Source organism: Lysinibacillus sp. FN11, from assembly GCF_024628845.1.
GTDB lineage: Bacteria > Bacillota > Bacilli > Bacillales_A > Planococcaceae > Lysinibacillus > Lysinibacillus capsici.
Map to the genome: position 1 here is coordinate 701030 of NZ_CP102383.1, position 22219 is coordinate 723248.

The 22219-nt window shown below is 38.7% G+C and carries 26 protein-coding genes and 1 pseudogene; 23 read left to right on the plus strand and 4 right to left on the minus strand.

Annotated features, from left to right (window positions below; translation table 11 throughout):
• Nucleotides 1-252: 252 nt before the first annotated feature.
• From sirA to NP781_RS03295, 3 genes are all read left to right on the plus strand, one after another.
• Entirely contained in the window at nt 253-678 is a 426-nt protein-coding gene (sirA, locus tag NP781_RS03285) for a sporulation inhibitor of replication protein SirA (RefSeq protein ID WP_004232148.1), read from the plus strand.
• Between the two features lie 99 nt (nt 679-777).
• Nucleotides 778-996 (plus strand): YneF family protein, encoded by a 219-nt coding sequence (locus NP781_RS03290; RefSeq protein WP_004232154.1) that lies wholly within the window; start codon nt 778-780, stop codon nt 994-996.
• A 110-nt stretch (nt 997-1106) separates the two neighbouring features.
• Nucleotides 1107-1610, plus strand: a complete 504-nt coding sequence (locus NP781_RS03295; protein WP_221680467.1) for an S-ribosylhomocysteine lyase — start codon at nt 1107-1109, stop codon at nt 1608-1610.
• 48 nt (nt 1611-1658) lie between these two features.
• Here NP781_RS03295 and NP781_RS03300 read toward each other — a convergent pair whose 3' ends face one another.
• Complete coding sequence (locus tag NP781_RS03300) at nt 1659-2630, minus strand: alpha/beta hydrolase (RefSeq protein WP_257522492.1); 972 nt, start codon at nt 2628-2630, stop codon at nt 1659-1661.
• Between the two features lie 207 nt (nt 2631-2837).
• Here NP781_RS03300 and NP781_RS03305 point away from each other — a divergent pair, with 207 nt between their 5' ends.
• From NP781_RS03305 to NP781_RS03315, 3 genes are all read left to right on the plus strand, one after another.
• Nucleotides 2838-4022, plus strand: coding sequence for an acetyl-CoA C-acetyltransferase (locus NP781_RS03305; RefSeq protein WP_221680468.1), 1185 nt, complete (start codon nt 2838-2840; stop codon nt 4020-4022).
• Between the two features lie 22 nt (nt 4023-4044).
• Complete coding sequence (locus NP781_RS03310) at nt 4045-4311, plus strand: YqkE family protein (protein ID WP_257521367.1); 267 nt, start codon at nt 4045-4047, stop codon at nt 4309-4311.
• 178 nt (nt 4312-4489) lie between these two features.
• Nucleotides 4490-4996: a GNAT family N-acetyltransferase gene (locus NP781_RS03315; protein WP_257521368.1), complete on the plus strand. Its 507-nt coding sequence runs from the start codon at nt 4490-4492 to the stop codon at nt 4994-4996.
• 16 nt (nt 4997-5012) lie between these two features.
• Here NP781_RS03315 and NP781_RS03320 read toward each other — a convergent pair whose 3' ends face one another.
• Together NP781_RS03320 and NP781_RS03325 are read right to left on the minus strand one after the other, a co-directional pair.
• Nucleotides 5013-5492, minus strand: a complete 480-nt coding sequence (locus tag NP781_RS03320; RefSeq protein ID WP_221680469.1) for a VanZ family protein — start codon at nt 5490-5492, stop codon at nt 5013-5015.
• A complete protein-coding gene (locus NP781_RS03325; protein WP_221680470.1) occupies nt 5489-6388 on the minus strand; it encodes an aldo/keto reductase in 900 nt (299 codons plus the stop codon). Before NP781_RS03325 ends, NP781_RS03320 begins: the two co-directional genes overlap by 4 nt.
• Before the next feature lie 76 nt (nt 6389-6464).
• Here NP781_RS03325 and NP781_RS03330 point away from each other — a divergent pair, with 76 nt between their 5' ends.
• The 12 genes and pseudogenes from NP781_RS03330 (at nt 6465) to NP781_RS03385 (ending at nt 17189) form a co-directional block, all read left to right on the plus strand.
• Entirely contained in the window at nt 6465-7022 is a 558-nt protein-coding gene (locus NP781_RS03330) for an NUDIX domain-containing protein (protein WP_004232168.1), read from the plus strand.
• Nucleotides 7023-7075: 53 nt separating this feature from the next.
• Nucleotides 7076-7444 carry a hypothetical protein gene (locus tag NP781_RS03335; protein WP_257521369.1) on the plus strand — a complete coding sequence of 123 codons (369 nt, stop codon included), beginning with the start codon at nt 7076-7078 and terminating at the stop codon, nt 7442-7444.
• A 265-nt stretch (nt 7445-7709) separates the two neighbouring features.
• Nucleotides 7710-8174: a ferric iron uptake transcriptional regulator gene (locus tag NP781_RS03340; RefSeq protein WP_004232171.1), complete on the plus strand. Its 465-nt coding sequence runs from the start codon at nt 7710-7712 to the stop codon at nt 8172-8174.
• Between the two features lie 174 nt (nt 8175-8348).
• The gene (xerD, locus tag NP781_RS03345) at nt 8349-9251 is read left to right on the plus strand and encodes a site-specific tyrosine recombinase XerD (RefSeq protein WP_257521370.1); all 903 of its coding nucleotides are present in this window, start codon (nt 8349-8351) and stop codon (nt 9249-9251) included.
• 98 nt (nt 9252-9349) lie between these two features.
• Nucleotides 9350-10531 (plus strand): phosphopentomutase, encoded by a 1182-nt coding sequence (gene deoB / locus NP781_RS03350; RefSeq protein ID WP_016992981.1) that lies wholly within the window; start codon nt 9350-9352, stop codon nt 10529-10531.
• A 14-nt stretch (nt 10532-10545) separates the two neighbouring features.
• Nucleotides 10546-11796 (plus strand): thymidine phosphorylase, encoded by a 1251-nt coding sequence (locus NP781_RS03355; protein WP_221680473.1) that lies wholly within the window; start codon nt 10546-10548, stop codon nt 11794-11796.
• A 239-nt stretch (nt 11797-12035) separates the two neighbouring features.
• Nucleotides 12036-12389, plus strand: coding sequence for an anti-sigma F factor antagonist (gene spoIIAA, locus NP781_RS03360; RefSeq protein ID WP_004232181.1), 354 nt, complete (start codon nt 12036-12038; stop codon nt 12387-12389).
• Nucleotides 12382-12822 (plus strand): anti-sigma F factor, encoded by a 441-nt coding sequence (gene spoIIAB, locus NP781_RS03365; RefSeq protein WP_004232182.1) that lies wholly within the window; start codon nt 12382-12384, stop codon nt 12820-12822. The genes spoIIAA and spoIIAB overlap by 8 nt, the downstream gene beginning before the upstream one ends.
• Before the next feature lie 10 nt (nt 12823-12832).
• Nucleotides 12833-13624 carry an RNA polymerase sporulation sigma factor SigF gene (gene sigF, locus NP781_RS03370; protein ID WP_257521371.1) on the plus strand — a complete coding sequence of 264 codons (792 nt, stop codon included), beginning with the start codon at nt 12833-12835 and terminating at the stop codon, nt 13622-13624.
• A 15-nt stretch (nt 13625-13639) separates the two neighbouring features.
• Complete coding sequence (locus NP781_RS03375) at nt 13640-15088, plus strand: spore germination protein (protein ID WP_221680474.1); 1449 nt, start codon at nt 13640-13642, stop codon at nt 15086-15088.
• A 212-nt stretch (nt 15089-15300) separates the two neighbouring features.
• A complete protein-coding gene (gene lysA / locus NP781_RS03380) occupies nt 15301-16620 on the plus strand; it encodes a diaminopimelate decarboxylase (RefSeq protein ID WP_004232188.1) in 1320 nt (439 codons plus the stop codon).
• Between the two features lie 199 nt (nt 16621-16819).
• A pseudogene (locus NP781_RS03385) lies at nt 16820-17189 on the plus strand (GNAT family N-acetyltransferase).
• Here NP781_RS03385 and NP781_RS03390 read toward each other — a convergent pair.
• On the minus strand, nt 17186-17692 hold the full coding sequence (locus NP781_RS03390; protein WP_221680475.1) for a DUF309 domain-containing protein: 507 nt from the start codon (nt 17690-17692) through the stop codon (nt 17186-17188). The pseudogene NP781_RS03385 and the gene NP781_RS03390 overlap by 4 nt on opposite strands.
• Before the next feature lie 55 nt (nt 17693-17747).
• Between NP781_RS03390 and NP781_RS03395 the strand changes: the two genes are divergently transcribed.
• From NP781_RS03395 to NP781_RS03415, 5 genes are all read left to right on the plus strand, one after another.
• A complete protein-coding gene (locus NP781_RS03395; protein WP_004232198.1) occupies nt 17748-18527 on the plus strand; it encodes a segregation/condensation protein A in 780 nt (259 codons plus the stop codon).
• Entirely contained in the window at nt 18499-19092 is a 594-nt protein-coding gene (gene scpB, locus NP781_RS03400) for an SMC-Scp complex subunit ScpB (RefSeq protein WP_221680476.1), read from the plus strand. Before NP781_RS03395 ends, scpB begins: the two co-directional genes overlap by 29 nt.
• A 71-nt stretch (nt 19093-19163) precedes the next feature.
• The gene (locus NP781_RS03405; protein ID WP_221680477.1) at nt 19164-20234 is read left to right on the plus strand and encodes a D-alanyl-D-alanine carboxypeptidase family protein; all 1071 of its coding nucleotides are present in this window, start codon (nt 19164-19166) and stop codon (nt 20232-20234) included.
• 118 nt (nt 20235-20352) lie between these two features.
• Nucleotides 20353-20925, plus strand: coding sequence for a hypothetical protein (locus tag NP781_RS03410; protein WP_255600954.1), 573 nt, complete (start codon nt 20353-20355; stop codon nt 20923-20925).
• 300 nt (nt 20926-21225) lie between these two features.
• Entirely contained in the window at nt 21226-21957 is a 732-nt protein-coding gene (locus tag NP781_RS03415; RefSeq protein WP_004232209.1) for a pseudouridine synthase, read from the plus strand.
• Nucleotides 21958-22219: the final 262 nt, after the last annotated feature.

Consider the following 22219-nt stretch of genomic DNA (forward strand, 5'->3'; position numbering starts at 1 on the left):
TGAGGCTGAGAGTCATCTAAGCAACCGCAATAAAAGGTTTTTGACCGTGTTTAACAAGCTTTTTTTCTTGTTTTTGGAAAAATATTAATTATTTTTTGGATGGAAATACCATTTGTCATAAAGTCATTTATAGACCCGAAACTAGAATTTTTTCGACAAAAATAGAAGAGAGATCCCTCCTTCGTTTGACAAATAAACAAGATTGAATGAGCTATACTTATGAAAAAGAAACTGAGCGAAGGAGGATTTCTGGTGAGAACCTATTCTATATATAAGATAAAAGAAGAGCATTTAACGTTTATTTTTGGCAGAGAGCGTAAGTTGTTAGAGATGATGCAAGGTTGTGAAGATGCCAATGAGAAATCCTTAAAAGAGCTTGCATATATATGTGAATCCGTTCGTTTTGAGGAGATTGCAGCCATGTTAGAGCATCAACTTGATTCCAAATATGCACACCTAGAAAGAGCTCGTAATGCTTTGTTTTTAGAACATCCGATAAAAGGTAAAATGGCTATTTATTTAGTAGATCGTAAAATTTGTGTTTATTGTGAAGGTTCGCGAATGCTAGATTTAGATTTATTTCAAATGCTTGCTAAAATGAGTGAACGTTTTATTGCTTTTAATAAACAGGATAATGAGTGTGGGTGGTTAAAGCCGATGAAGTATACAATGCACTAGGAAAATTCACTACAATATATAGTAACACGCTATTATTTGGTGTATAATGGAGCGTGGAGAGTTTTTTCTCGGTATATTGTAGTGGAGGAGGTTGGTTGTATGCCTACATGGGGCTGGATTATTATCGTAATTATCGCATTAGCAGCGGGCGCAGCACTTGGTTTCTATTTCGCTCGTCAAGCTATGATGAAATATTTGAAAGAAAACCCACCTATTAATGAGCAAATGATTCGTATGATGATGGCGCAAATGGGTCGTACGCCGTCTGAAAAGCAAGTACGTCAAATGATGGCGCAAATGAATAAATTCCAGAAGTAATTTGGAATGATCAGAGCAACTAGTTCAAGCTTAACTAGTTGTTTTTTTATTTTTAATAGTATTTAAATAATTCTTAAAAATCACACAACTCTATCGGGAAACTATGTATAATGGAGTTACTATACGGAAGGGAGTTGCGTATTTTGCAAAAAGAAAAAACAAATGTAGAAAGTTTTGATCTAGATCATACAAAAGTGAAGGCACCTTATGTTCGTTTAGCAGGTGTTAAAACTGGCAAAAATGGCGATGAAGTTTATAAATATGATATTCGCTTTAAACAGCCAAATAAGGAGCATATGGAAATGCCTGCATTACATTCTTTAGAGCATTTATCTGCTGACATTATCCGTAATTACTCTGATCATATTGTTGATTTCAGTCCAATGGGTTGTCAAACAGGCTTCTATGTATCATTGATCAATCATAATGATTATGAGGATTTATTAACGATTTTAGAGAACACATTTACAGATGTTACAAAGGCAACCGCAGTTCCTGCCTGCAATGAAGTGCAATGTGGCTGGGCTGCTAGCCATAGTTTAGAAGGAGCTCAAGCATTAGCAAAAGAGTTTTTAGCGAAACGTAATGAATGGCATATTATTTTTGAAGATTGAATAAAATAAAAACCTTGCGAGTAAAATGACGCAAGGTTTTTCAATGCACTAAAAATGGAATGGAATGACATTGGAAGAAGAAGAATCTCGATTGATTTTTTGATAAATAAAATTGTCTAAAAAATCATGAATTAAATCCTCATATTCATCCATATTTTCATTAAAGGACTGTGCATGTGCTCCCGTATCAAAAAGTTTTAATTTTTTTGGACCGGATTTTTTATTGTAGAGATCAAGTGACATGGAAGCTGGAATAAACGTATCGGGAATACTATGGATAAAGAGCACAGGTTTTTCAATATGTGTGACAGCTTCTGCAGGTGTTACACTTTTAAATGAGTAACCATCTCTGAGACGAACAAAAAAGTCAGCAAAACGAATAGGAATAATGGAGCCATATTTAAATTCAGTTTTTGCAATTTGTTTGAGTAACATAGAAAAGTCGGAGAACGCACAATCTGAGATATAAAAATCAGCTCCATCCTCGACTGTTCCTGCATAGAGGAGCATGGTTGCAGCACCCATCGATTCCCCGTGAATACCAAGAATAGCATCCTCTCCAATCATGGCTTTTACTGTTTTCACTACAGCATCAAGATCGTTTTTCTCATAGTAGCCATAGCTTGTTGTCTTGCCTCCAGATTCACCATGGCGGCGGTGGTCAAATATAACAGAATTATAGCCAAGTCTTTCAAAAAGACGCGCATATTTCACGGAATTTATTTTATTTTCGGTAACACCGTGGCAAATGATGATCGTGTTATTTGTTTGCAATGGCTGAAACATAATGCCTCGAATTGTATAGCCACTTGGAGAATCAATATTCAGTGCACATTTCAAGTTTTTATTGTACCAAGCCTCATCAAAGCGCTTTGCGGTCGTTTCTCGTTCCCGTATAAATTCAGGGTCTTTTTGTTGGATATACATTAATTTATTGGAAAGCGCGAAGCCGAACAGACCTGTTGCAGCGGCGGCTAGCGTTGTTGTAATACCAGAGAATAAAAGCATCTTCTTTTTCATCATAAAACACCTCCACATGCTGTTTCTTATTTGTAATGTTCCCAACTAAGATTGTTTAAAACACGTCAACATTTTACAATATCTTTGGCAAAACTGCGATTATTTCTATTATCGAAAATCGTCATAATATTTGTTAAAATATACATATCTGCTAGTAGCATATGCATGCAGTGTTGATTCTTGAACGGGGAAAAGGGGAGAATGATTATGACAAACGAGGTAGTAATCGTGAGTGCGGTGCGTACAGCAATCGGCTCATTTCAGGGGACATTAAAAGACGTACCAGCGACAACGTTAGGTAGCATTGTCATTAAAGAAGCAATAGCGCGTGCTGGCGTAGCAGGAGAACAGGTCGATGAGGTCATTATGGGGAATGTTTTATCGGCTGGACTTGGACAAAATCCAGCGCGTCAAGCGGCAATTAAAGCGGGGTTACCTCAAGAGGTATCAGCCTTAACAATTAATAAAGTATGTGGATCTGGTTTAAAGGCTGTTCATTTAGCAACACAGGCGATTTTAGCGGGAGATGCAGAGATTGTTGTTGCAGGTGGATTTGAAAATATGAGCCAGGCTCCATACGTCTTAAAAAATGCACGAGAAGGCTTCCGAATGGGCGACCAAAAGGTAGTAGATACAATGATTCATGATGGCCTATGGTGTGCTTTTAACGATTATCATATGGGCATTACAGCTGAAAATTTATGTGATATGTATCAAATCTCTCGAGAAGAGCAGGATGCTTTTGCAGCTCGTTCTCAGCAACGTGCAGAGGCAGCGATTGCAGCGGGCAAGTTTGAAAATGAAATCGTTGCTGTCGAGATTCCACAGCGCAAGGGAGAGCCACTTCTTTTCAATAAAGATGAATTTCCACGAGCAGGTGTGACAGCGGAATCATTAGGTAAGCTACGACCAGCATTTAAAAAGGATGGCTCTGTCACAGCGGCGAACGCGTCTGGTATTAATGATGGTGCGGCAGCGGTAGTGGTGATGTCAAAGGAAAAAGCACAAGAGCTAGGCATTCAACCAATGGCGATCATTACAGCGAATGCTAGTGCTGGTGTAGATCCTGCAATTATGGGTACAGGTCCTGTAAAAGCAGTACAAAAAGCGCTGACAAAGGCTGAGATTACTTTAAACGATATCGATTTAATTGAAGCAAATGAAGCATTTGCAGCACAATCAATTGCTGTAGATCGTGAATTAAGCTTTAATCATGATAAACTAAATGTTAACGGGGGTGCCATTGCTCTTGGTCACCCAATCGGTGCTAGTGGTGCTCGGATTTTGGTAACGCTATTACATGAGATGGAAAAGCGTGATGTGAAAACGGGCTTAGCCACATTATGTATCGGTGGTGGACAAGGCGTAGCAACAGTTGTGAAGCGCCCTTGATGTCAATAAGAAGGTGAATAAAATGGGAAAGAAACTTAAACAGCAACAACATACTGACAATAGCATAACAGCTAGTCTACCTAAGCAAGAGGCCGTTACATTAGCAGATCAGCTAGGTGGCGATGTGCTAGCAAAACTAAAGGCAGCGAAGCAAGATTTAACTGCTAAAGAGCAGGCGGCAGAAGAAGAGCGTCAGGCAAAACTAGCCTTTGAACGTAAACAACGAGAAAAAAACAAATCGTTTGAAGAACTTTTGAACGAATACGGCGATAAAGGTACTAAATATTAAGAGAGAACAGTGAATTCACATAGGTGGGTTCACTGTTTTATATTTTACAGCATAAAATCTATATGGTTGTGGTCGATATATAGGGAGTGATTTTTGAAATTAATGGAACGGGAGACGCTGCCAATAACATATACCTAATTATAGTTTAGTATCAATTAAATTATGTTAGGAGAACAACATGGTAGAATTACAAACAGAAAGAATAAGATTAATTCCTTTAAACGCCAAGTATCTAAAGTTACTAATAGAGCATGAGGAGCAAATGGCGGCGGAGTTGTCATTGAGTAAAGGTGTAGGGGGTTTAGATTGCGAGCTTAAACAAGCGTTGTATTTTAGACTTTCCAAAGTATTAGAAGATGAGCAAAATTATCTGTGGCACACGAATTGGTTACTTGTATTAAAAGAAAAAAATTGTGCTGTTGGTGGCATCATGCTAAAAGGTACGCCAAATGAGCAAGAGGAAGTTATGATCGGGTATTATACTTTACCTCCTTATTGGGGGCAGGGCTATATGACAGAATCAATCATAGCTCTTAAAGACTGGTTACTCCATCAGCCAAATGCAAAATACGTTATCGCTGACACGGAAAAAGAAAATATGGCTTCCCATCGAGTTTTGGAAAAAGCAGGGGCTGTCTTGTTTAAAGAAACGAAGTCTCTCTATTTTTGGCGGTTCCACCTTTAAAATAAAAGACAAAAGGCTATAATTGAGCCTTTTGTCTTTTGTTTTTGAGTATTTTTCTTACTGCAACAACGAGACTAACAAAAACAATGGCTCCAGCTGTATCGACAAGCACATCTTGAGCACTCATTGTACGACCTGGCGTAAAGCCTTGACGAAATTCATCAAGCACCGCAATTATAGCTGTTCCACCGATAGCAATACTTGCTGCAAAACGCCTTTTTCCCCAGGCAAAGTAAAGGCCAAGTGCGATGCATCCAAATCCTATGAAGTGTGTCAATTTACGAATTAAAAACTCTACAAATGGAAAATAACCTCGCTCTTCCACTGAAACGATGGTTCCCCAATAGGGAATTTTTAAAATAGATAGTTGTTTTTCAAAAGGTTTATTGGCGAGCAAATCTTCTAATTCTGGTAGTATACTCTGTTGCTCATAGGTCATACTAGAGGAGATTACTAGTACTACTAGACAAATGAGCAAAATTAGCCATTTTTTCATCGATGTTCATGATAGTACTCATTTTTTGTTAGCTCATTAGCTATTTTGAAATCTGCTATTGAATTAATTTTCTCGTAGGAAGCAAGTGTTTGTGTTAGTTGTTGTTGTGAGCTTGCGCCAATGACCGTAGAAGCGATTGTTGGCTCTTTCAGATTAAAAGCGATAGCCAAAGCATGCAAGTCATCATAGTGTAAAGCTAAGTCTGTTAACGTTGTTGTTAACTCCTCAGCAGTATAGGTGTTAAAACCATTAACATGTTGTAGACGTTGTTGCCAGCTATTCGTTAATAAGCCCTTTGCCACTGTGCCACGTGTGACAACAGATGCACCCTGTTTCGCAATAAAGTTAAACCATTCTTCAGGGCGGCGATCGAGGGCACTGTATTGCATCATGACGCTTCTAGCCGAGCTTGCAGGTAAAAATCGCTGCAATACATTCGGACGAATGGAGGATATACCATATTCACGAATAAGCCCTTCTTTTTTAAGTCCTTCAAATGTATCAATTATCCCGTCCCAATCATCTTCGATTGTACCACCGTGTAATTGATATACATCAATGTAGTCTGTTCCTAAACGTCGTAAGCTAGCATGGACAGCTTCTTTTATATAGGATGGTGATGCATCCCAATGCCAGCCATCTATCCCTTCTGCCCACCGATTACCTACCTTTGTTGCTAGAATGACATCGTGACGACGCTTACCTAACGTTGCGCCAATGATCTTTTCGTTTGCACCATAATCATATAAATCAGCTGTATCTATATAGTTAATGCCAGCATCTAATGCCATATCGACAATGGCAGCTGCTTGTGTTTTATCTGTCGAAAGAGACATGCCTCCTAAACTAATCTCTGAAATAAACAATTCACTTGTACCAAGCTGTCTTTTTTTCATACGAATGACCTCCTTCGATTTCTCTACTTGTAATGGTACAATGAACATATCTGAAGAACAAGCGAGGTTATCGTCAATGAAAAAGTTTGAGGAAAAAACAACGAAAACGACACCGATCTATGACGGAAGAATAATAAAACTACAAATTGATGATGTCACTTTACCAAATGGACAGGTTGCAAAGCGTGAAATAATTAAGCATCCAGGTGCCGTAGCAGTGATTGCTGTTACGGACGAGGGTAAACTAGTGTTAGTAGAGCAATATCGCAAAGCGCTGGAGCGTTCTATTATTGAAATTCCGGCTGGAAAGCTTGAGCCAGGTGAGGAGCCAGTGATGACAGCACGTCGAGAATTAGAGGAAGAGACAGGTTATGGCGCGCATCAACTTACTTTTTTACAAACATTTGCAACATCACCAGGCTTTGCGGATGAAGTTATTCATTTATTTGTGGCGAAGGGATTATATACAATAGACAATAAAGCAGATTTAGATGAGGATGAATTTGTCGAACTATTAGAAGTTTCGTTGGAAGAAGCACAAGTAATGGTGGCTGACCAGCGTATATATGATGCTAAAACAGCATTCGCAGTGCTATGGCTAGCTGCAAATTTAGAAAATAATCTTTTAGCATAATAGAGACGGACGAGCATAAGCTGTACAAACCTTGATAGAAAAGGAGCATGTTTATGTCTCGTACGGTGTCTATTTTTTATCACGCTTCCATCATTGCAGTAAGTTTTGTTTGTGGCGTTATTTTCTTTCATATTATTGGTGGACCGAAAGCGGAACCCTTTATATTATTTATAGAGCCTCGTTTAGCAGATGGGGACAGGCAATCCATTTTTCGTTTAGTACTGCCTGTTGCTATTTCCATAGGTCTTATATTATTACTAGCAACACATAGCGTCTTAAAGGTGTTAGTGCGTGTGACTGTAGCCATGCGTGCCACTTTTTTGGCTTTAGTTCGGTTTTTTTATTACAAAAACTTGAAGCTTTTTGGCTTTATACGATTTGGTGGTTTCCATTTCAGCTCATCTATTGTATATTGTTGCTAGTCCTATGCAATTTACTTGTACCCGCTTGGTCAAAGCGAAAAATCGGGAAACAAGTATCTGGTCGGACAATTTTGTTGAATTTTATCGCATTTTTCATCATAATAGTTGCTGAGTTTATTGTTATTTCTTATGTGTTAAAATGATGGATTGAATAGACCAAAATTGTGATCAGATAAAAAAGTAGAAGCATGTTAGAAATCTATTCACTATCTTGTAATAGGATTTACTCCTTTGGTATAATGGAAAGAGTTTAGGGGGGCGTCACATGGAGAGCCGAATTGATCGTATAAAAAAACAGTTGCATAGTGCTAGTTACAAGCTGACGCCGCAGCGAGAAGCAACAGTTGCTGTTTTGCTTGAGCACGAAGAGGACCACCTAAGTGCTGAAGATGTTTATCTTTTAGTAAAAGAAAAAGCACCTGAGATTGGTCTAGCTACTGTTTATAGAACGTTAGAATTATTAACTGAGCTCAAAATTGTCGACAAAATCAACTTTGGCGATGGCGTATCGCGCTATGATTTACGCCAAGAGGGAGCTGCCCATTTCCACCATCATCTTGTTTGTATCGAATGTGGTGCTGTTGATGAAATTCAAGAAGATTTACTTGAAGATGTGGAAGCCGTTGTTGAAAAACGTTGGAACTTTATCATAAAAGATCACCGACTAACTTTCCACGGCATATGCTGGCGCTGTCATGATAAAAACGACGAATCGAATGAAGAAAAATAACGAAAAACTGTCTGTTTTAATCTTTGGTATAGATTGAATCGGGCAGTTTTTTGTTTTTTTATTGAAGTATAGACACCATTATGGTTGGTGGTTTATGTCGAATGGAGGGTCCTTTAGCACATTTCTTAAGGCCATGCTAAAATAGAGAATAATTGACAGTGAGGGGGCGTTGTGATGAATGAATTTCAATATGCAGTAGAGGACTATATCCATTTTATTCAGGTGGAAAGGCAGTTATCTGTTAATACATTAGCATCCTATCGCCGAGATTTAGAAAGCTATGTACATTTTTTACAGGAAGCAGAAGGTATGTCTGATTTTAGTGTGGTGGAACGGACAACTATATTACGCCATTTAGAGCAATTACGGGCACAGGGAAAGACTAGTCGTACCGTTGCCCGTCATATTTCATCGATTCGGAGTTTCCACCAATTTTTACTACGAGAAAAGCGCGCAGAAACTGATCCGACAGTCCATTTGGAGATGCCGACAATTGAGCAAAAATTACCTAATATTTTATCTATCGAAGAGATTGAAGCTTTACTAACAGCTCCGAATAAAAGTAAGCCACAAGGTATACGTGATCTTGCCATGCTGGAGTTATTATATGGGTCTGGTATGCGCATCAGTGAACTTATTGCACTGGATTTAGCTGATATTCATTTAACCATGGGCTTTGTACGTGTATTTGGGAAGGGTGGCAAGGAGCGAATCATACCGCTCGGCAAAAGCGCACTTTCGGCAATAAATGCCTATTTAAATGGTGCTCGTGGTCAATTACAGGGAAAGTACCCCAAAACAGATGCGTTTTTTATTAATCAAAGAGGGAAACGTTTAACAAGGCAGGGTTGTTGGAAATTAATGAAGGAGCATGCGTTAAAGGCAGGCATCCAACATGAATTAACACCACATACATTGCGTCATTCCTTTGCCACTCATTTGGTTGAAAATGGAGCCGATTTACGAGCGGTGCAGGAGATGCTTGGTCATGCAGATATTTCTACTACGCAGATTTATACACATATTAGCAAAACAAGATTATCTGAGGTCTATAAGCAATTCCATCCACGTGCTTAAAAGTTAATAGGAAAAAATTATATTTCAGTCGGATGTCTGACCTTTATTTTTCGCATTTTTTTGGTAAAATAGAGTCATGAGATTAGGAGGCAACCATTATGAATAAACCATTTAACAAAATCCATGTTGTTGTCATGGATTCCGTAGGTATTGGTGAAGCGCCAGACGCTGCAAATTTTGGGGATGTTGGCGCACATACACTAGGACATATCGCTGAAAAAATGAATGGGCTTACAATGCCAGTAATGGAGTCATTTGGTTTAGCGAATATTGAACCATTGCATGGAATGCATGCAACTACTGACCCTAAAGCATACTACGGTAAAATGCAAGAAGCATCAGTTGGTAAAGATACGATGACAGGCCATTGGGAAATCATGGGATTAAATATTGATAAACCATTTAAAGTGTATCCAGATGGGTTTCCAGCGGAGCTAATTGATGAGCTAGAGAAACGTACAGGTCGCAAAGTGCTATGCAATCAGCCAGCAAGTGGTACACAAGTAATTGAAGATTTCGGGAAGGAGCATATGGAAACAGGTGCGATTATTGTTTACACATCAGCCGATCCTGTTTTACAAATTGCTGCTCATGAGGAAATCATTCCACTAGAAGAGCTATACAAAATTTGCGAAATTGCTCGTGAATTAACATTACAACCTGAATATTTAGTAGGTCGCGTCATCGCTCGACCATTTGTAGGTACGCCTGGAAACTTTACTCGTACATCCAATCGTCATGATTATGCGTTAAAGCCATTTGGTCGAACAACGATGAATGTTTTGAAGGATGCGGGATTAGATGTGATTGCTATTGGAAAAATCTCGGATATTTTCAACGGTGAAGGTGTGACAGATTCTGTACGTACAAAAAATAATAGAGATGGTATGGATCAATTTGCAGAAGTTGTACGTCGTGACTTCCACGGTCTGAGCTTCTTAAATTTAGTGGACTTTGACGCCAATTTTGGCCATCGTCGTGATCCACTAGGCTATGGACAGGCATTACAGGAATTTGATGCGCGTCTACCAGAAATTCTAGAGGCAATGTCAGAGGACGATTTATTAATCATTACAGCAGATCACGGCAATGATCCAACCTTCCCAGGGACAGATCATACACGTGAATATGTACCACTAATTGTCTATTCACCACGTTTCAAAGGTGGAGCGGAACTTCCGCTTCGAGAAACTTTTGCTGATATTGCGGCAACAGTTGCAGAAAACTTTCATGTAGAAGCACCACCATTCGGTAAAAGTTTCTTACATGATTTGAAATAAGGGGGTTTTTTTGTATGAATATGGTTCAATTGTTTGAAAAGAAAAAACAAGGATTAGAGCTTTCTCAAGCTGAAATTCAGTATTTTGTTGAAGGCTATACGACAGGCTCAATCCCAGATTATCAAGCAAGCTCTTTATTAATGGCGATACGTTTACTAGGCATGTCAGATGATGAGACATTTTATTTAACAAAGGCAATGATCGAATCAGGCGATGTCATTGATTTAACATCTATTGAAGGCTTTAAAATTGATAAACACTCAACAGGAGGAGTTGGTGACAAGGTCACACTTGTTGTTACGCCAATTATTGCTGCTCTCGGAATTCCTGTTGCGAAATTTAGTGGTAAAGGCTTAGGGATTACTGGGGGAACAATTGATAAACTTGAATCCATTCAGGGCTTTAAAACAGAGCTTTCATCCCAGGAATTCATTGATAATGTCAATCAGCATAAAATTGCAGTTGCTGGACAAACAGGTAATCTTGTACCAGCCGACAAAAAATTATATGCATTGCGTGATGTGACAGGTACTGTCGATTCTATTCCACTAATCGCCGCATCAATTATGAGTAAAAAAATTGCTAGTGGTGCCGATGGTATTGTACTAGATGTAAAATGTGGCTCAGGTGCGTTTATGAAGACGCAGGAAGAAGCACAGCGTTTAGCAGATACAATGACGGCCATTGGAGAAAAACTTGGCCGTAAAGTCATCGCACATATTAGTGATATGGATAATCCATTAGGGAAAATGATTGGTAATAAGCTTGAGGTAGTAGAGGCTTATGCCCTATTAAGTGGACGCTTGGAAGAAACGCATGAAGATTTGGTTGATGAATGTGTTGTCATCGCTTCCTTGATGTACCAAATTGCGGCTGGTGTGAATGAAGCGGAAGCGACAGCTGCTGTTAAGCGAGTGCTAGCAGATGGCTCTGCAGCTGCAAAATTCGAGGAGTTTATTGTGGCGCAAGGCGGAGTAGTCACTGATATTGTTCAAAATGACACAGCTCATAAAGTTGCAGTGACAGCGGTTTCAGAAGGCACTGTGGAAACTATAAATGCTTTATTAGTTGGTGAAGCAAGTGTTAGTCTAGGCGCTGGACGTTTAACGAAAGAATCAAAGCTAGATTATGATGCAGGTATTCAGCTAATCGCCAAAAAAGGTGATCATGTCACTAATGGCGATACGATTGCTTATTTGTATTCAAATCAGCCGATTGACGAAGAGACAATTAATAAAATTCAGCAAGCTTATACAATTGCATAAAGATTATTAGCGAGAGCCCTCACTTATGAGGGTTCTCGCTTTTTTGTGTGTTCGATGAATCGCCAAAATTTAGAGCTCGATAGCGTTTAGAAATTGTAGATTTATCCCATACTGCACTTAACCTAAAAAGCTATAAGTATGTCGATTAGACACTATTTCAGAAGACTTTGCACTAGTTCTGTCAGCCACAAGGATTCAACCTATTGAATGTGGAATTGCACGAGGAGGAGGCGATGTTCATGCATTATCAATTAGAAATGGTCACAAGAGAGACAGTCGTTATACGTTTGTTTGGGGAGCTCGATCATCATGCCGTTGAACAAATTCGAGCGAAAATTTCTGCAGCAATTTTTCAAGGCACTGTGACGACCATCATTTGGAACTTGGAAGGACTATCTTTCATGGATAGTTCGGGAGTTGGTTTAGTGCTTGGTCGTATGCGTGAGTTAGAGGCAGTTGCTGGGCGAACTATATTATTGAATCCATCGCCAACAATGCGAAAAGTATTTCAATTTTCAGGGTTAGGACCGTGGATGATGGATGCAACAGAGGAACAAGCGATTGATCGCGTAAGGGGGATTGTAAATGGATAACGAAATGACATTAACTTTTTTGGCACTTAGTGAAAATGAAGCTTTAGCGCGTGTAGCTGTTACAGGCTTTATTGCACAATTAGACCCAACTATTGATGAGCTATCAGAATTTAAAACAGTTGTCTCAGAAGCAGTTTCCAATGCTATTATTCATGGCTATGAAGAAGATGGTAAGGGTGTTGTGACAGTTCATGCTAAACGTGAGGATGATATTGTGACAGTATCTGTCATGGATAAAGGGATAGGAATTGAAGACGTTAGTCGAGCGATGGAACCATTATTTACAACAAAAAGTATGATGGAGCGTTCGGGTATGGGCTTCACGATTATGGATAGCTTCTCAGATCAGCTGACAGTTATATCAAAATGGCAAGAAGGAACAACTGTAACATTCACGAAGAAATTTTACACAGTTCGCACAGCGGTAATGTGAGGTTAAACCCGTGAAGCCGTTAGAACAGTCGTCCGATAAGCTATTGTCTCAGGAGGAAATGCGTGATTTAATTGCACGCGCACAGCAGGGCGATCACGAGGCTCGTAAACGAATGGTAGAAGGCAATACGAGACTTGTGTGGTCCATTGTTCAACGTTTTACAACGAGAGGTGTTGAGCTTGAGGATTTATTCCAGATTGGCTGCATAGGGCTCATGAAATCTGTGGATAAATTTGATTTAACCTATGATGTGAAATTTTCAACCTATGCTGTACCGATGATAATTGGAGAAATTCAGCGCTTTTTAAGGGATGATGGCATGGTGAAGGTGAGCCGCTCTATTCGTGAGCTCAATTTTAAAATCCGTCATGCTACAGATGAATTTATTAAAAAGAACGAACATCCACCAACCATTCAAGAGCTTGCTCAGGTGCTTGGTGTGACAACAGAGGAAATTGTTACCGCATCCGATGCACTGAGAGACCCTGCCTCTCTTCATGAGCAATTGTATGAGAGTGAGGGGGATTCCATTACACTAATGGATCAAATGAAGGATGAAAAATCCGAGCAACCCTTTGATTACATCCCATTGAAAGAAGTACTAACGAGACTTGAGCCAAGAGAGCAGTCTATCATATATCTTCGCTATTTTTCAGATTGCACGCAAACTGAAATTGCAAATAGATTAGGTATTTCGCAGGTACAGGTCTCCCGTTTAGAGAAAAAAATCCTTGCCCAGCTGAAAAGTTGGATGGCAACAAGTGCAACAGTGGAGCAGGAAATAATAAAAAAAGACATCTAAGAAAATGGTGACAGCATGACAAATAAATTATTTAACAGCTTAGAAGAAGCCGAAGATTTTCTTATAGAACAATTTGGTGACGGCGAATCGTTTGACGTTGGTATTAAACACTTATATGTCAAAGATTTGCCGGTCCTTTGTGCATATATTAGCGGGCTTGTAGATGGAGAAGCTTTAACACAGTTACTGTCTAGCATGCTTCCTGATGAGGACATTGAAATTGATGTAGAGGATGAGAAGGAATATTTTGAGTCTTACTTTAATTTCCATGGACGTTCAGAAGAAACAGAGCGTAAAGCCTATTTACTAGCCATTTTAAGTGGACAAGTCACCTTTATTACTAAAAGTGGCTATTGCTATGTTGCAGAGCTTAGAAACTATCCAGGGCGTTCTCCAGAAGAGCCAGATAATGAAAAAGTTATCCGTGGATCAAGAGATGGCTTTACAGAAGGGATTTCTCAAAACACAGCCTTAATACGTAGGCGAATTCGTAATAGTAATCTACGTTTCGAGCTACATAAAATATCCAAAATCGGTCAAACCGACGTGGCGATCGCGTTTATGAAGGATGTTGCCAATGAAGATATGCTCGAAAGTATACGACAGCGTCTTGGACAAATAAATCATGATGGCTTGACGATGGCCGATAAATCATTAGAAGAATGGCTATTTAAACAAAAGTTCCACCCAGTTCCATTTGTACGTTATACGGAGAGACCCGATATTGCTGCAGCTCATCTGCTTGAAGGGCATATAGCTATATTAGTCGATACTTCTCCATCCGTTATTTTAGTGCCTGTTACCATGTTTCATTTATTACAGCATGCAGAGGAATATCGACAGGCGCCAACTGTAGGGACATTTGTACGTTTAATGCGATATTTTGGTTCCATTATGGGTTTACTTTTATTGCCATTGTGGTATGTATTTGCAACGAATGAATCCCTACTTCCAGATGCCCTCTCCTTTTTAGGAACAGAGGAGAAATCGCATGTACCTTTATTACTACAAATTTTGATTGCAGATATTGGAATAGAGTTTTTGAGGATGGCCGCCATTCATACTCCGTCACCATTGTCCACAGCGATGGGGTTGGTTGCGGGGGTAATCATTGGTCAAATTGCGATTGATGTTGGATTATTCTCTTCAGAGGTGGTTCTCTATACAGCAGTTGCAGCCATTCTTATTTTCATTATTCCATCCTATGAGCTTAGTATCTCCATTAAAATTTTTAGGTTACTGTTACTTCTGATGACGGGTCTCTGGGGTGTCAATGGGTTATTTATTGGTTTATTTTTATTGTTTACGTATTTATGTTCATTACGACCAATGCAGGCACCTTATTTATGGCCGCTTGTTCCATTCTTTCCAACCGCAATGCTTCGCGTCATTATTCGTTTCCCAATGACAGCGGATGCACTAAGACCTTATGTAGTCGCTTCCAAACAGCGAAAAAGATCATAGGAGCCGTTGCACTCGTTTTTTTCATGTGATAAAGTTCACATATAGTATTTTGTGATTTTTGCAAAAATTATTTTCATTCAAGAAAAAGCAAGAACTATACATTTGAAGGAAATAATTTTTTTGATGGAATGGTTCTAATATAGTAAAGAACCATTCCACTTTCAAACCGTAAAAATAACAAGATGGAACGATGTGAAAAGGGAGAGATGCACATGCATTTATATGGAACACAAGCGATTTCTGAAGATGGTCATTTAACAATTGGACAGGTAGACACATTAGAGCTAGCAAAAGAGTATGGTACACCACTTTTCGTGTATGATACGGCACTTATTCGTAAGCGTGCGCGCAGCTTTATCGATACGTTTAAAAAACTAGGTGTAAAAGCAGAAGTAGCTTATGCTTCAAAAGCATTTGCATGTGTAGCGGTGTATCAATTAGCAGCAGAAGAAAATTTATCATTGGATGTTGTATCTGGTGGCGAATTATTTACGGCCTTAAAGGCTGGTTTCCCTGCAGAGCGCATTCATTTTCATGGTAACAATAAAAGCATTGCTGAAATAGAGCTAGCTTTTGACTCCAAGATTGGATGTATTGTTGTAGATAATTTCTATGAAATACAGCTTTTAAAAGATATTTCGGAGCGCCGTCAGCAAAAAATGCGTATATTATTACGTGTTACACCAGGTGTTGAAGCACATACGCATGATTTCATCACGACAGGTCAAGCAGATTCAAAATTCGGCTTTGACTTAAACAATGGTCAAGCAGATGAAGCATTCCAACAAACATTTAACCATGAATTCCTAGAGCTACTTGGTTTACATTGCCATATTGGCTCACAAATTTTTGACACTGCAGGTTTTGGGTTGGCTGGAGAAAAATTGATTGACAAAATTTCTGATTGGAACAAGACTCACGGATTTACATGTACTGTGTTAAACTTAGGTGGGGGCTTTGGTATTCGTTATACTGAAGAAGATGCACCGCTTGAACCACAAGTATATGTAGAGGATATGATTACAGTTGTCAAAAATAAAGCAACTGTTCTTGGACTGAAGATGCCGGAAATTTGGATTGAACCAGGTCGATCACTTGTAGGTGATGCAGGAACATCTCTTTATACAATCGGTTCACAAAAAACTGTGCCAGATGTGCGAAAATATATTGCTGTTGATGGAGGTATGAGCGATAATATCCGTCCCGCATTATACGACGCTAAGTATGAGGCAGTCATCGCAAGTAAGGCGAACGAGCCGAAAGATGAGCTCTATACAGTTGCTGGTAAATTATGTGAATCTGGCGATAAATTAATTATTGATGCTAAACTACAAGATGCTGCTTCAGGTGATGTGTTAGCCATCTTCTGTACAGGTGCGTATGGTTATTCGATGGCTAGTAACTATAATCGTGTACCAAGACCTGCAGTTGTATTTGTAGAGGATGGACAGCATCAACTAGCTATTCGCCGCGAAAGTTATGAAGATATTGTGCAAAACGATCTCCCGCTAACTTTAAAAAAGGGTGAGTAAATTTGAGGAAAAATAAGTGGGTATTACTAGCGTCCATTACAACATTTATTTTATTATGGGGCGTAGTCTATTGGGTGTTGGCGTCGAAAGGTATTCTCGGACCTGGTTCGTAAGACAGAAATTGGCTTGCGGTAAAAGTACAAATCGTGTAGGATAGTCAAAGATTATGTACAGCTAGAAAAAGAGGGAATAGACAAATATGTTAATTCGATATAAAAAAGCTTTAGAGAAAATAGCAATGGGGCTACTTTCATTTATGCCTAACGAAAAAGACGTAAAAAAGCTTACAGAAACCATCCACTCCTATGAAAATGACGATAATTGGGTTTTATACTTATGGAAAAAGAATGATGAATATGTTGGCATTGTAGGGCTTGTTGTTGACGAGCATAATATAGCTACAATCCAACACGTGTCGGTGATCCCTTCCTATAGGGGAGAGGGTAGCAACGGAGATGCTTCAAGAAGTGGCGGAACTTGGCCAATATGAAAGTATGCGTGCTACAGATGAAACACGTAGTTTTGTTCAAAAATGTATTCATTGTATCGATGAAAAAGCAGACGATTAACAACGTCTGCTTTTTCTTTGTTTGCTTTCTTGTCGCTCTGCAAGAATATGTGAGCGATCTCGAAGCATATGTTTATGAAGAAGATAATTTGAGCTATTTGATGGCAAAAGCTTTATACGTGCTAGGGCTAAATCCAGCAAGTGAGGTGAAAGAGGGAGCTGGAAAGTTTGAAAGGACTTGCCCGTTTTAATCGAAGTGATAGCTTTTGTTATTTGTGTTAGGAGTTCAAGATAATCAATTTCTTGGAAAAAAACATGCCCTTCATTTTCTTGAAAGTTATGAAGTGCTTTTTCTAGTATTCGTATAGCACCAGTGTTGTTACCACGTCGCCAATGATAGAAACCTGTTGCCAGCTGCACATAGCCGACAAGTGGATGCATTTTATCGCCAGGTGCAATTTCCTTCCAATATTCCTCTAGCACTTCATGGCATTCAAAAAAATCTTGATTGCCATTAAAATAGGCACAGTAATCTATAAATAAAGTATGATGCTGTGGATGCATTTTGGACTCCTTTCCACTATACTTAAAGAACATAGAATCTCAGGGTGGTAAAATAATGTCTTATGAAGTAAAATTAGAAGCCTTTTCAGGGCCTCTTGATTTATTATTGCATTTAATTCACAGATTGGAAATTGATATCTATGATATCCCAATGGCTGAAATTACACAACAATATATCGACCATATACACGCAATGCAAGTACTAGAGTTAAATGAAGCAAGTGAATATTTAGTGATGGCAGCAACGTTACTGGCAATTAAAAGCCGCATGTTATTGCCAATTCACGAAGGAGAGATGGAGGACGCAGAATTAGAAGTGGACGGCCCTGACCCTCGTGAAGAACTGGTGCAACGCTTAATCGAATATAAAAAATACAAAGAAGCAGCTAGTAATTTGCAGGAGCTTGAAACAGACCGAGCACAGGTATTTACGAGGCCACCTGCTGATTTAACAGGATTAGCCTCAGAAGAACAGATGGCTTTATTTGATTTGAATGTGAATATCTATGATATGCTTGGCGCATTTCAAAAATTGATGCGTCGCAAAAAATTAAAAAAACCATTAAAAACTACTGTAGCAAGGCAGGAGCGATCAGTAAGAGATCAAATGCGCTCTGTTGTGGATTCGTTACGATTAACAGGTGGACGTGCATCATTTTTCGAGCTTTTTCCCTATGAAGATAAGCCAACACTTATTCTGACGTTTGTATCTCTTCTTGAACTGATGAAACGTCAGGTCGTCATCGTAGAGCAAGATGGTAACTTTGAAGAATTAACGGTTACCTTACAGAAGGAGGAATGGGAAGATGACGAAAACATCAATGTTACAGAGTAGAATTGAAGCCTTATTGTTTGTTGTGGGAGATGATGGCTTAACGATTAAACAACTCTCACAACTTTTAGGAGAACAGGAAGAGTTGATCCTTCAAACAATGAATACATTAAGGGAAGCGTATGATGAAGATTTAGCAAGAGGAATTACGGTGAAAGAAATTGCAGGCGTCTATCAGCTCATTACAAAATCTGAGTTTGCCGATACGATTCAAAGATTAGTAGAAAATCCAACTGCGCAATCCTTATCCCAGGCCTCCCTCGAAGTGTTGGCAATAGTGGCATACAAACAGCCCATTACACGTGTAGCGATAGAAGATTTGCGCGGTGTCAAGTGTGAGCGTCCAATCCAGACGTTAGTTTCGCGAGGATTAATTAAAGAGGTAGGTCGGTCAGAAGGGACTGGACGTGCCATCTTATATGGAACAACAAAAGAGTTTTTACATTATTTTGGCTTAAATAGTATAGAAGAAATGCCTCCTCTACCTGAGGAGGATCTTGTTGAAACAGAACAAGAAACAGATTTATTTATGACCAAATTCCAAGAAACATTTAGTGTGGCAAAATAATGTTATAATGCGTTGTCTTCAACATAAATAATATCTATAATTTCCTATCACATTGAATAAGGAGTGGCTCCTTGCTTCGGTTATTTCGTTTAACACTGTTTATGATCATTGTGTTAATGGTAATGCTTCCTCAGACTAGTTTAGCAAGAGGAGGAAGCGGCTATGCTGTCTTAGATGGCGAGACTGGACGGATTTTAATAGGGTCCAATAGCGATGAACGATTACCTATTGCTAGTCTAACGAAAATTTGGACAGCACTTGTGGCAATTGAAAATAGTGACTTGCAGGAAGAAGTTGTCATATCTCCGAAGGCTGCTATGGCTGAGGGGAGTTCTATTTACTTACAGGCTGGTGAAACGGTGACAGTTGAAACGTTATTGTACGGCTTAATGCTACGTTCCGGCAATGATGCTGCAACAGCTTTAGCCGAACATGTAGGAGGGTCTCTAGAGGGTTTTGTCAAATTAATGAATGAAAGAGCTGTTATTGCAGGTCTTACCAATACCGTCTTTATGAATCCTTCTGGTCTTCATCATGATGAGCATTTATCGTCTGCAAGAGATACTGCTGAGATGTTAAGACTTGCTTTGCAAAATAAAACATTTGAGAAAATTGCTTCAACGGTACTTTATCGGGCAAATACAGTAAATGGAATGCTATGGGAAAATAAACACCGACTATTAAGAGAAGGCTCAGGAATGGCGGCAGATATAGATGATGAGACAGAACAGCCTGTAAGTTCCTTAAAGTCAGCCACTGGTACTGCTTTCGCTGGAAAAACGGGCTTTACTAAGGTTGCTGGACGAACACTTGCAACGGCCTTTCAAAAGGACGGGCAAATCTGCATTGTCGTTACATTAAATGAATCAGACGATTGGAATGTACATCGAGGCTTATCCAATAAAGTATGGCAAGATTATAGTCTTGAAACAGTAGTGAAAAAGGGTAAATACAATGTCAATAAAAAGTTGGCTATTCGTTTACAAGAGCCCGTTCGACTACAGTTAAATAAAGAGGAAAAAGAACAGGTGAGGCAAGTATTACATGTTTCAAGGAAACGCCAAGAAGCAGTCTTGTCGATCTTTATTGGAGAAGAACGTATTTATGCAACACCAGTAAAAGTTGAATCAGCGGATCGTTAAAAACGATTTGCTGATTTTTTACATTATTTGATTAATTGCTATTAAATTTGGTAAAATGATAATGAATGTAAAATTCTTAATTTTCGGAAAGATGGTGAGGAAATTGAGGAATGCTTCTATGGAAAGTAATGGTAGGCAAATTCAGTTTGGTCTAATCATTATCTTATTCTTATCAAGTTTAATTGTCCCTGTCATTCTACTATATCCAATTCAAGAGATACTATATCGACCTAATGAATTTTATTATTTTGCACCTTATTTTAATGCTTATCTTATCTTTATGGTCTCTTTATTTGTCATGGCCCTCATACTACTAATCAATTATTTGATCATACCTAAAACGCAAAAAAGCAAGAATATTCAACGTGGTCTGGTGTCTACTTCCTTATTAATTGCCGTAGGTTTCATCGCATTAAGCTTTAATACTTATAAATGGATAGATTCAAGAGGTATTCATATGAATCCATTATTTAGTTTAAAAGTAAATTTTATCGAGTGGGAAGAAATAGTGAAAGTTGAGCAGGTTAATCTAGAAAAAAGTGGTGTGACAAAGCCTGATCGATTAGTTTTTACGTTACAAGACGGTTCAACAATTGAGGAACCTTTGGCAGGTAAAATGATGTTGGCTAAAAACTATATCGCCAATGAGTTAAAGCAGCGTGGTCTAACAATTGAAAATGTTTACAAATAAAAGCTGCCGAATGGTAGCTTTTTTTCTGTCAAAATAAACATTTTACAATCGATTCGCATGATTACCAAATGTGCATACTGCTAGTAAACAAAACAAAATCCGGGTTCAAATGTTGAGAAATTAGCGAATGAAAAATTATTTGGAATACTCAATTAAAAAATGTGAAATTTGTTTTTCTTTAATAATGTCTAAAAGTATGACATAATTTTCACAGATTAGCGGGAAAAATAACCCTATTCATTGGATCGAAATCGAATGATGACGAACGTGTCAATGTGAAAGAAAACTAGAGGTGAAAAAATGGAAAGATTACAAAAGGTCATTGCCTATGCAGGCGTTGCGTCAAGGCGCAAGGCAGAGCAATTGATTTTAGAAGGTAAAGTTAAAGTAAATGGTGTAGTGGTACGTGAGTTAGGAACAAAGGTATCTAATTCCGATACAATTGAAGTAGAAGGTGTGAAACTAGAAAAAGAAGATAAGGTATATTTCTTGCTTTACAAACCACGTGGAACAATTTCTGCAGTTACAGATGATAAAGGACGCAAAACTGTCACAGATTTATTTCATCATATTCCGCAACGTATTTTCCCAGTTGGTCGTCTTGATTATGATACATCTGGATTATTGCTATTGACAAATGATGGAGAATTTTCCTATATGTTGACACATCCGAAATTTAAAATTGACAAAACATATATCGCTCGTGTCAAAGGTGTGCCAACAATTGAAGGGCTTAAAAAGCTTCAACGAGGGATCAAATTAGAGGATGGTAAGACAGCACCTGCTAAGGTAAGTATGACATCTTTCGATGAAAAAGCGGGCAAAGCTATTTGTGAAATCACGATTCATGAAGGGCGCAATCGCCAAGTTCGTCGTATGTTTGAAGCGATTGGAACACCCGTTGTTAAATTAAAACGCGAACGCTTTGCTTTCTTAGATTTATTTGGCCTTGCTCCAGGAGAATACCGTGAATTATCAAAGCATGAAGTAAAGCAACTACGTGTGTTAGCAGAAACAGGAAAGCTTGATTAATGCAATTTTGCTAGAAGAAAGTGTGGATACCACAAGAGGTATTTGGATGTTTACACTTTCTTTGTGGTGAAATCGTTCATAAATCATTCATAATTAATAGCTAAGTGTTTTTGTATCATTTTGCTATAATAGGTGAGAATAGTACACCTAGTAGCAGTTTGTTCAAATAAGCTGTAACACATTTAATCCGGTATTGTTGACGTCAATGTGAAAGAAGTTTTTACATACTTATAGACGTATAGAGAGTGAAAAAGTTCTATTT

Excerpts from the sequence above, each read along its gene's own strand:
- NP781_RS03290 (WP_004232154.1), top strand. The coding sequence starts at position 778 with ATGCCTACATGGGGCTGGATTATTATCGTAATTATCGCATTAGCAGCG.
- NP781_RS03295 (WP_221680467.1), top strand. The coding sequence starts at position 1,107 with ATGGAGTTACTATACGGAAGGGAGTTGCGTATTTTGCAAAAAGAAAAA.
- NP781_RS03300 (WP_257522492.1), bottom strand. The coding sequence starts at position 2,630 with ATGAAAAAGAAGATGCTTTTATTCTCTGGTATTACAACAACGCTAGCC.
- NP781_RS03305 (WP_221680468.1), top strand. The coding sequence starts at position 2,838 with ATGACAAACGAGGTAGTAATCGTGAGTGCGGTGCGTACAGCAATCGGC.
- NP781_RS03310 (WP_257521367.1), top strand. The coding sequence starts at position 4,045 with ATGGGAAAGAAACTTAAACAGCAACAACATACTGACAATAGCATAACA.
- NP781_RS03315 (WP_257521368.1), top strand. The coding sequence starts at position 4,490 with ATGGTAGAATTACAAACAGAAAGAATAAGATTAATTCCTTTAAACGCC.
- NP781_RS03320 (WP_221680469.1), bottom strand. The coding sequence starts at position 5,492 with ATGAAAAAATGGCTAATTTTGCTCATTTGTCTAGTAGTACTAGTAATC.
- NP781_RS03325 (WP_221680470.1), bottom strand. The coding sequence starts at position 6,388 with ATGAAAAAAAGACAGCTTGGTACAAGTGAATTGTTTATTTCAGAGATT.
- NP781_RS03330 (WP_004232168.1), top strand. The coding sequence starts at position 6,465 with ATGAAAAAGTTTGAGGAAAAAACAACGAAAACGACACCGATCTATGAC.
- NP781_RS03335 (WP_257521369.1), top strand. The coding sequence starts at position 7,076 with ATGTCTCGTACGGTGTCTATTTTTTATCACGCTTCCATCATTGCAGTA.
- NP781_RS03340 (WP_004232171.1), top strand. The coding sequence starts at position 7,710 with ATGGAGAGCCGAATTGATCGTATAAAAAAACAGTTGCATAGTGCTAGT.
- xerD (WP_257521370.1), top strand. The coding sequence starts at position 8,349 with ATGAATGAATTTCAATATGCAGTAGAGGACTATATCCATTTTATTCAG.
- deoB (WP_016992981.1), top strand. The coding sequence starts at position 9,350 with ATGAATAAACCATTTAACAAAATCCATGTTGTTGTCATGGATTCCGTA.
- NP781_RS03355 (WP_221680473.1), top strand. The coding sequence starts at position 10,546 with ATGAATATGGTTCAATTGTTTGAAAAGAAAAAACAAGGATTAGAGCTT.
- spoIIAA (WP_004232181.1), top strand. The coding sequence starts at position 12,036 with ATGCATTATCAATTAGAAATGGTCACAAGAGAGACAGTCGTTATACGT.
- spoIIAB (WP_004232182.1), top strand. The coding sequence starts at position 12,382 with ATGGATAACGAAATGACATTAACTTTTTTGGCACTTAGTGAAAATGAA.
- NP781_RS03375 (WP_221680474.1), top strand. The coding sequence starts at position 13,640 with ATGACAAATAAATTATTTAACAGCTTAGAAGAAGCCGAAGATTTTCTT.
- lysA (WP_004232188.1), top strand. The coding sequence starts at position 15,301 with ATGCATTTATATGGAACACAAGCGATTTCTGAAGATGGTCATTTAACA.
- NP781_RS03390 (WP_221680475.1), bottom strand. The coding sequence starts at position 17,692 with ATGCATCCACAGCATCATACTTTATTTATAGATTACTGTGCCTATTTT.
- NP781_RS03395 (WP_004232198.1), top strand. The coding sequence starts at position 17,748 with ATGTCTTATGAAGTAAAATTAGAAGCCTTTTCAGGGCCTCTTGATTTA.
- scpB (WP_221680476.1), top strand. The coding sequence starts at position 18,499 with ATGACGAAAACATCAATGTTACAGAGTAGAATTGAAGCCTTATTGTTT.
- NP781_RS03410 (WP_255600954.1), top strand. The coding sequence starts at position 20,353 with ATGGAAAGTAATGGTAGGCAAATTCAGTTTGGTCTAATCATTATCTTA.
- NP781_RS03415 (WP_004232209.1), top strand. The coding sequence starts at position 21,226 with ATGGAAAGATTACAAAAGGTCATTGCCTATGCAGGCGTTGCGTCAAGG.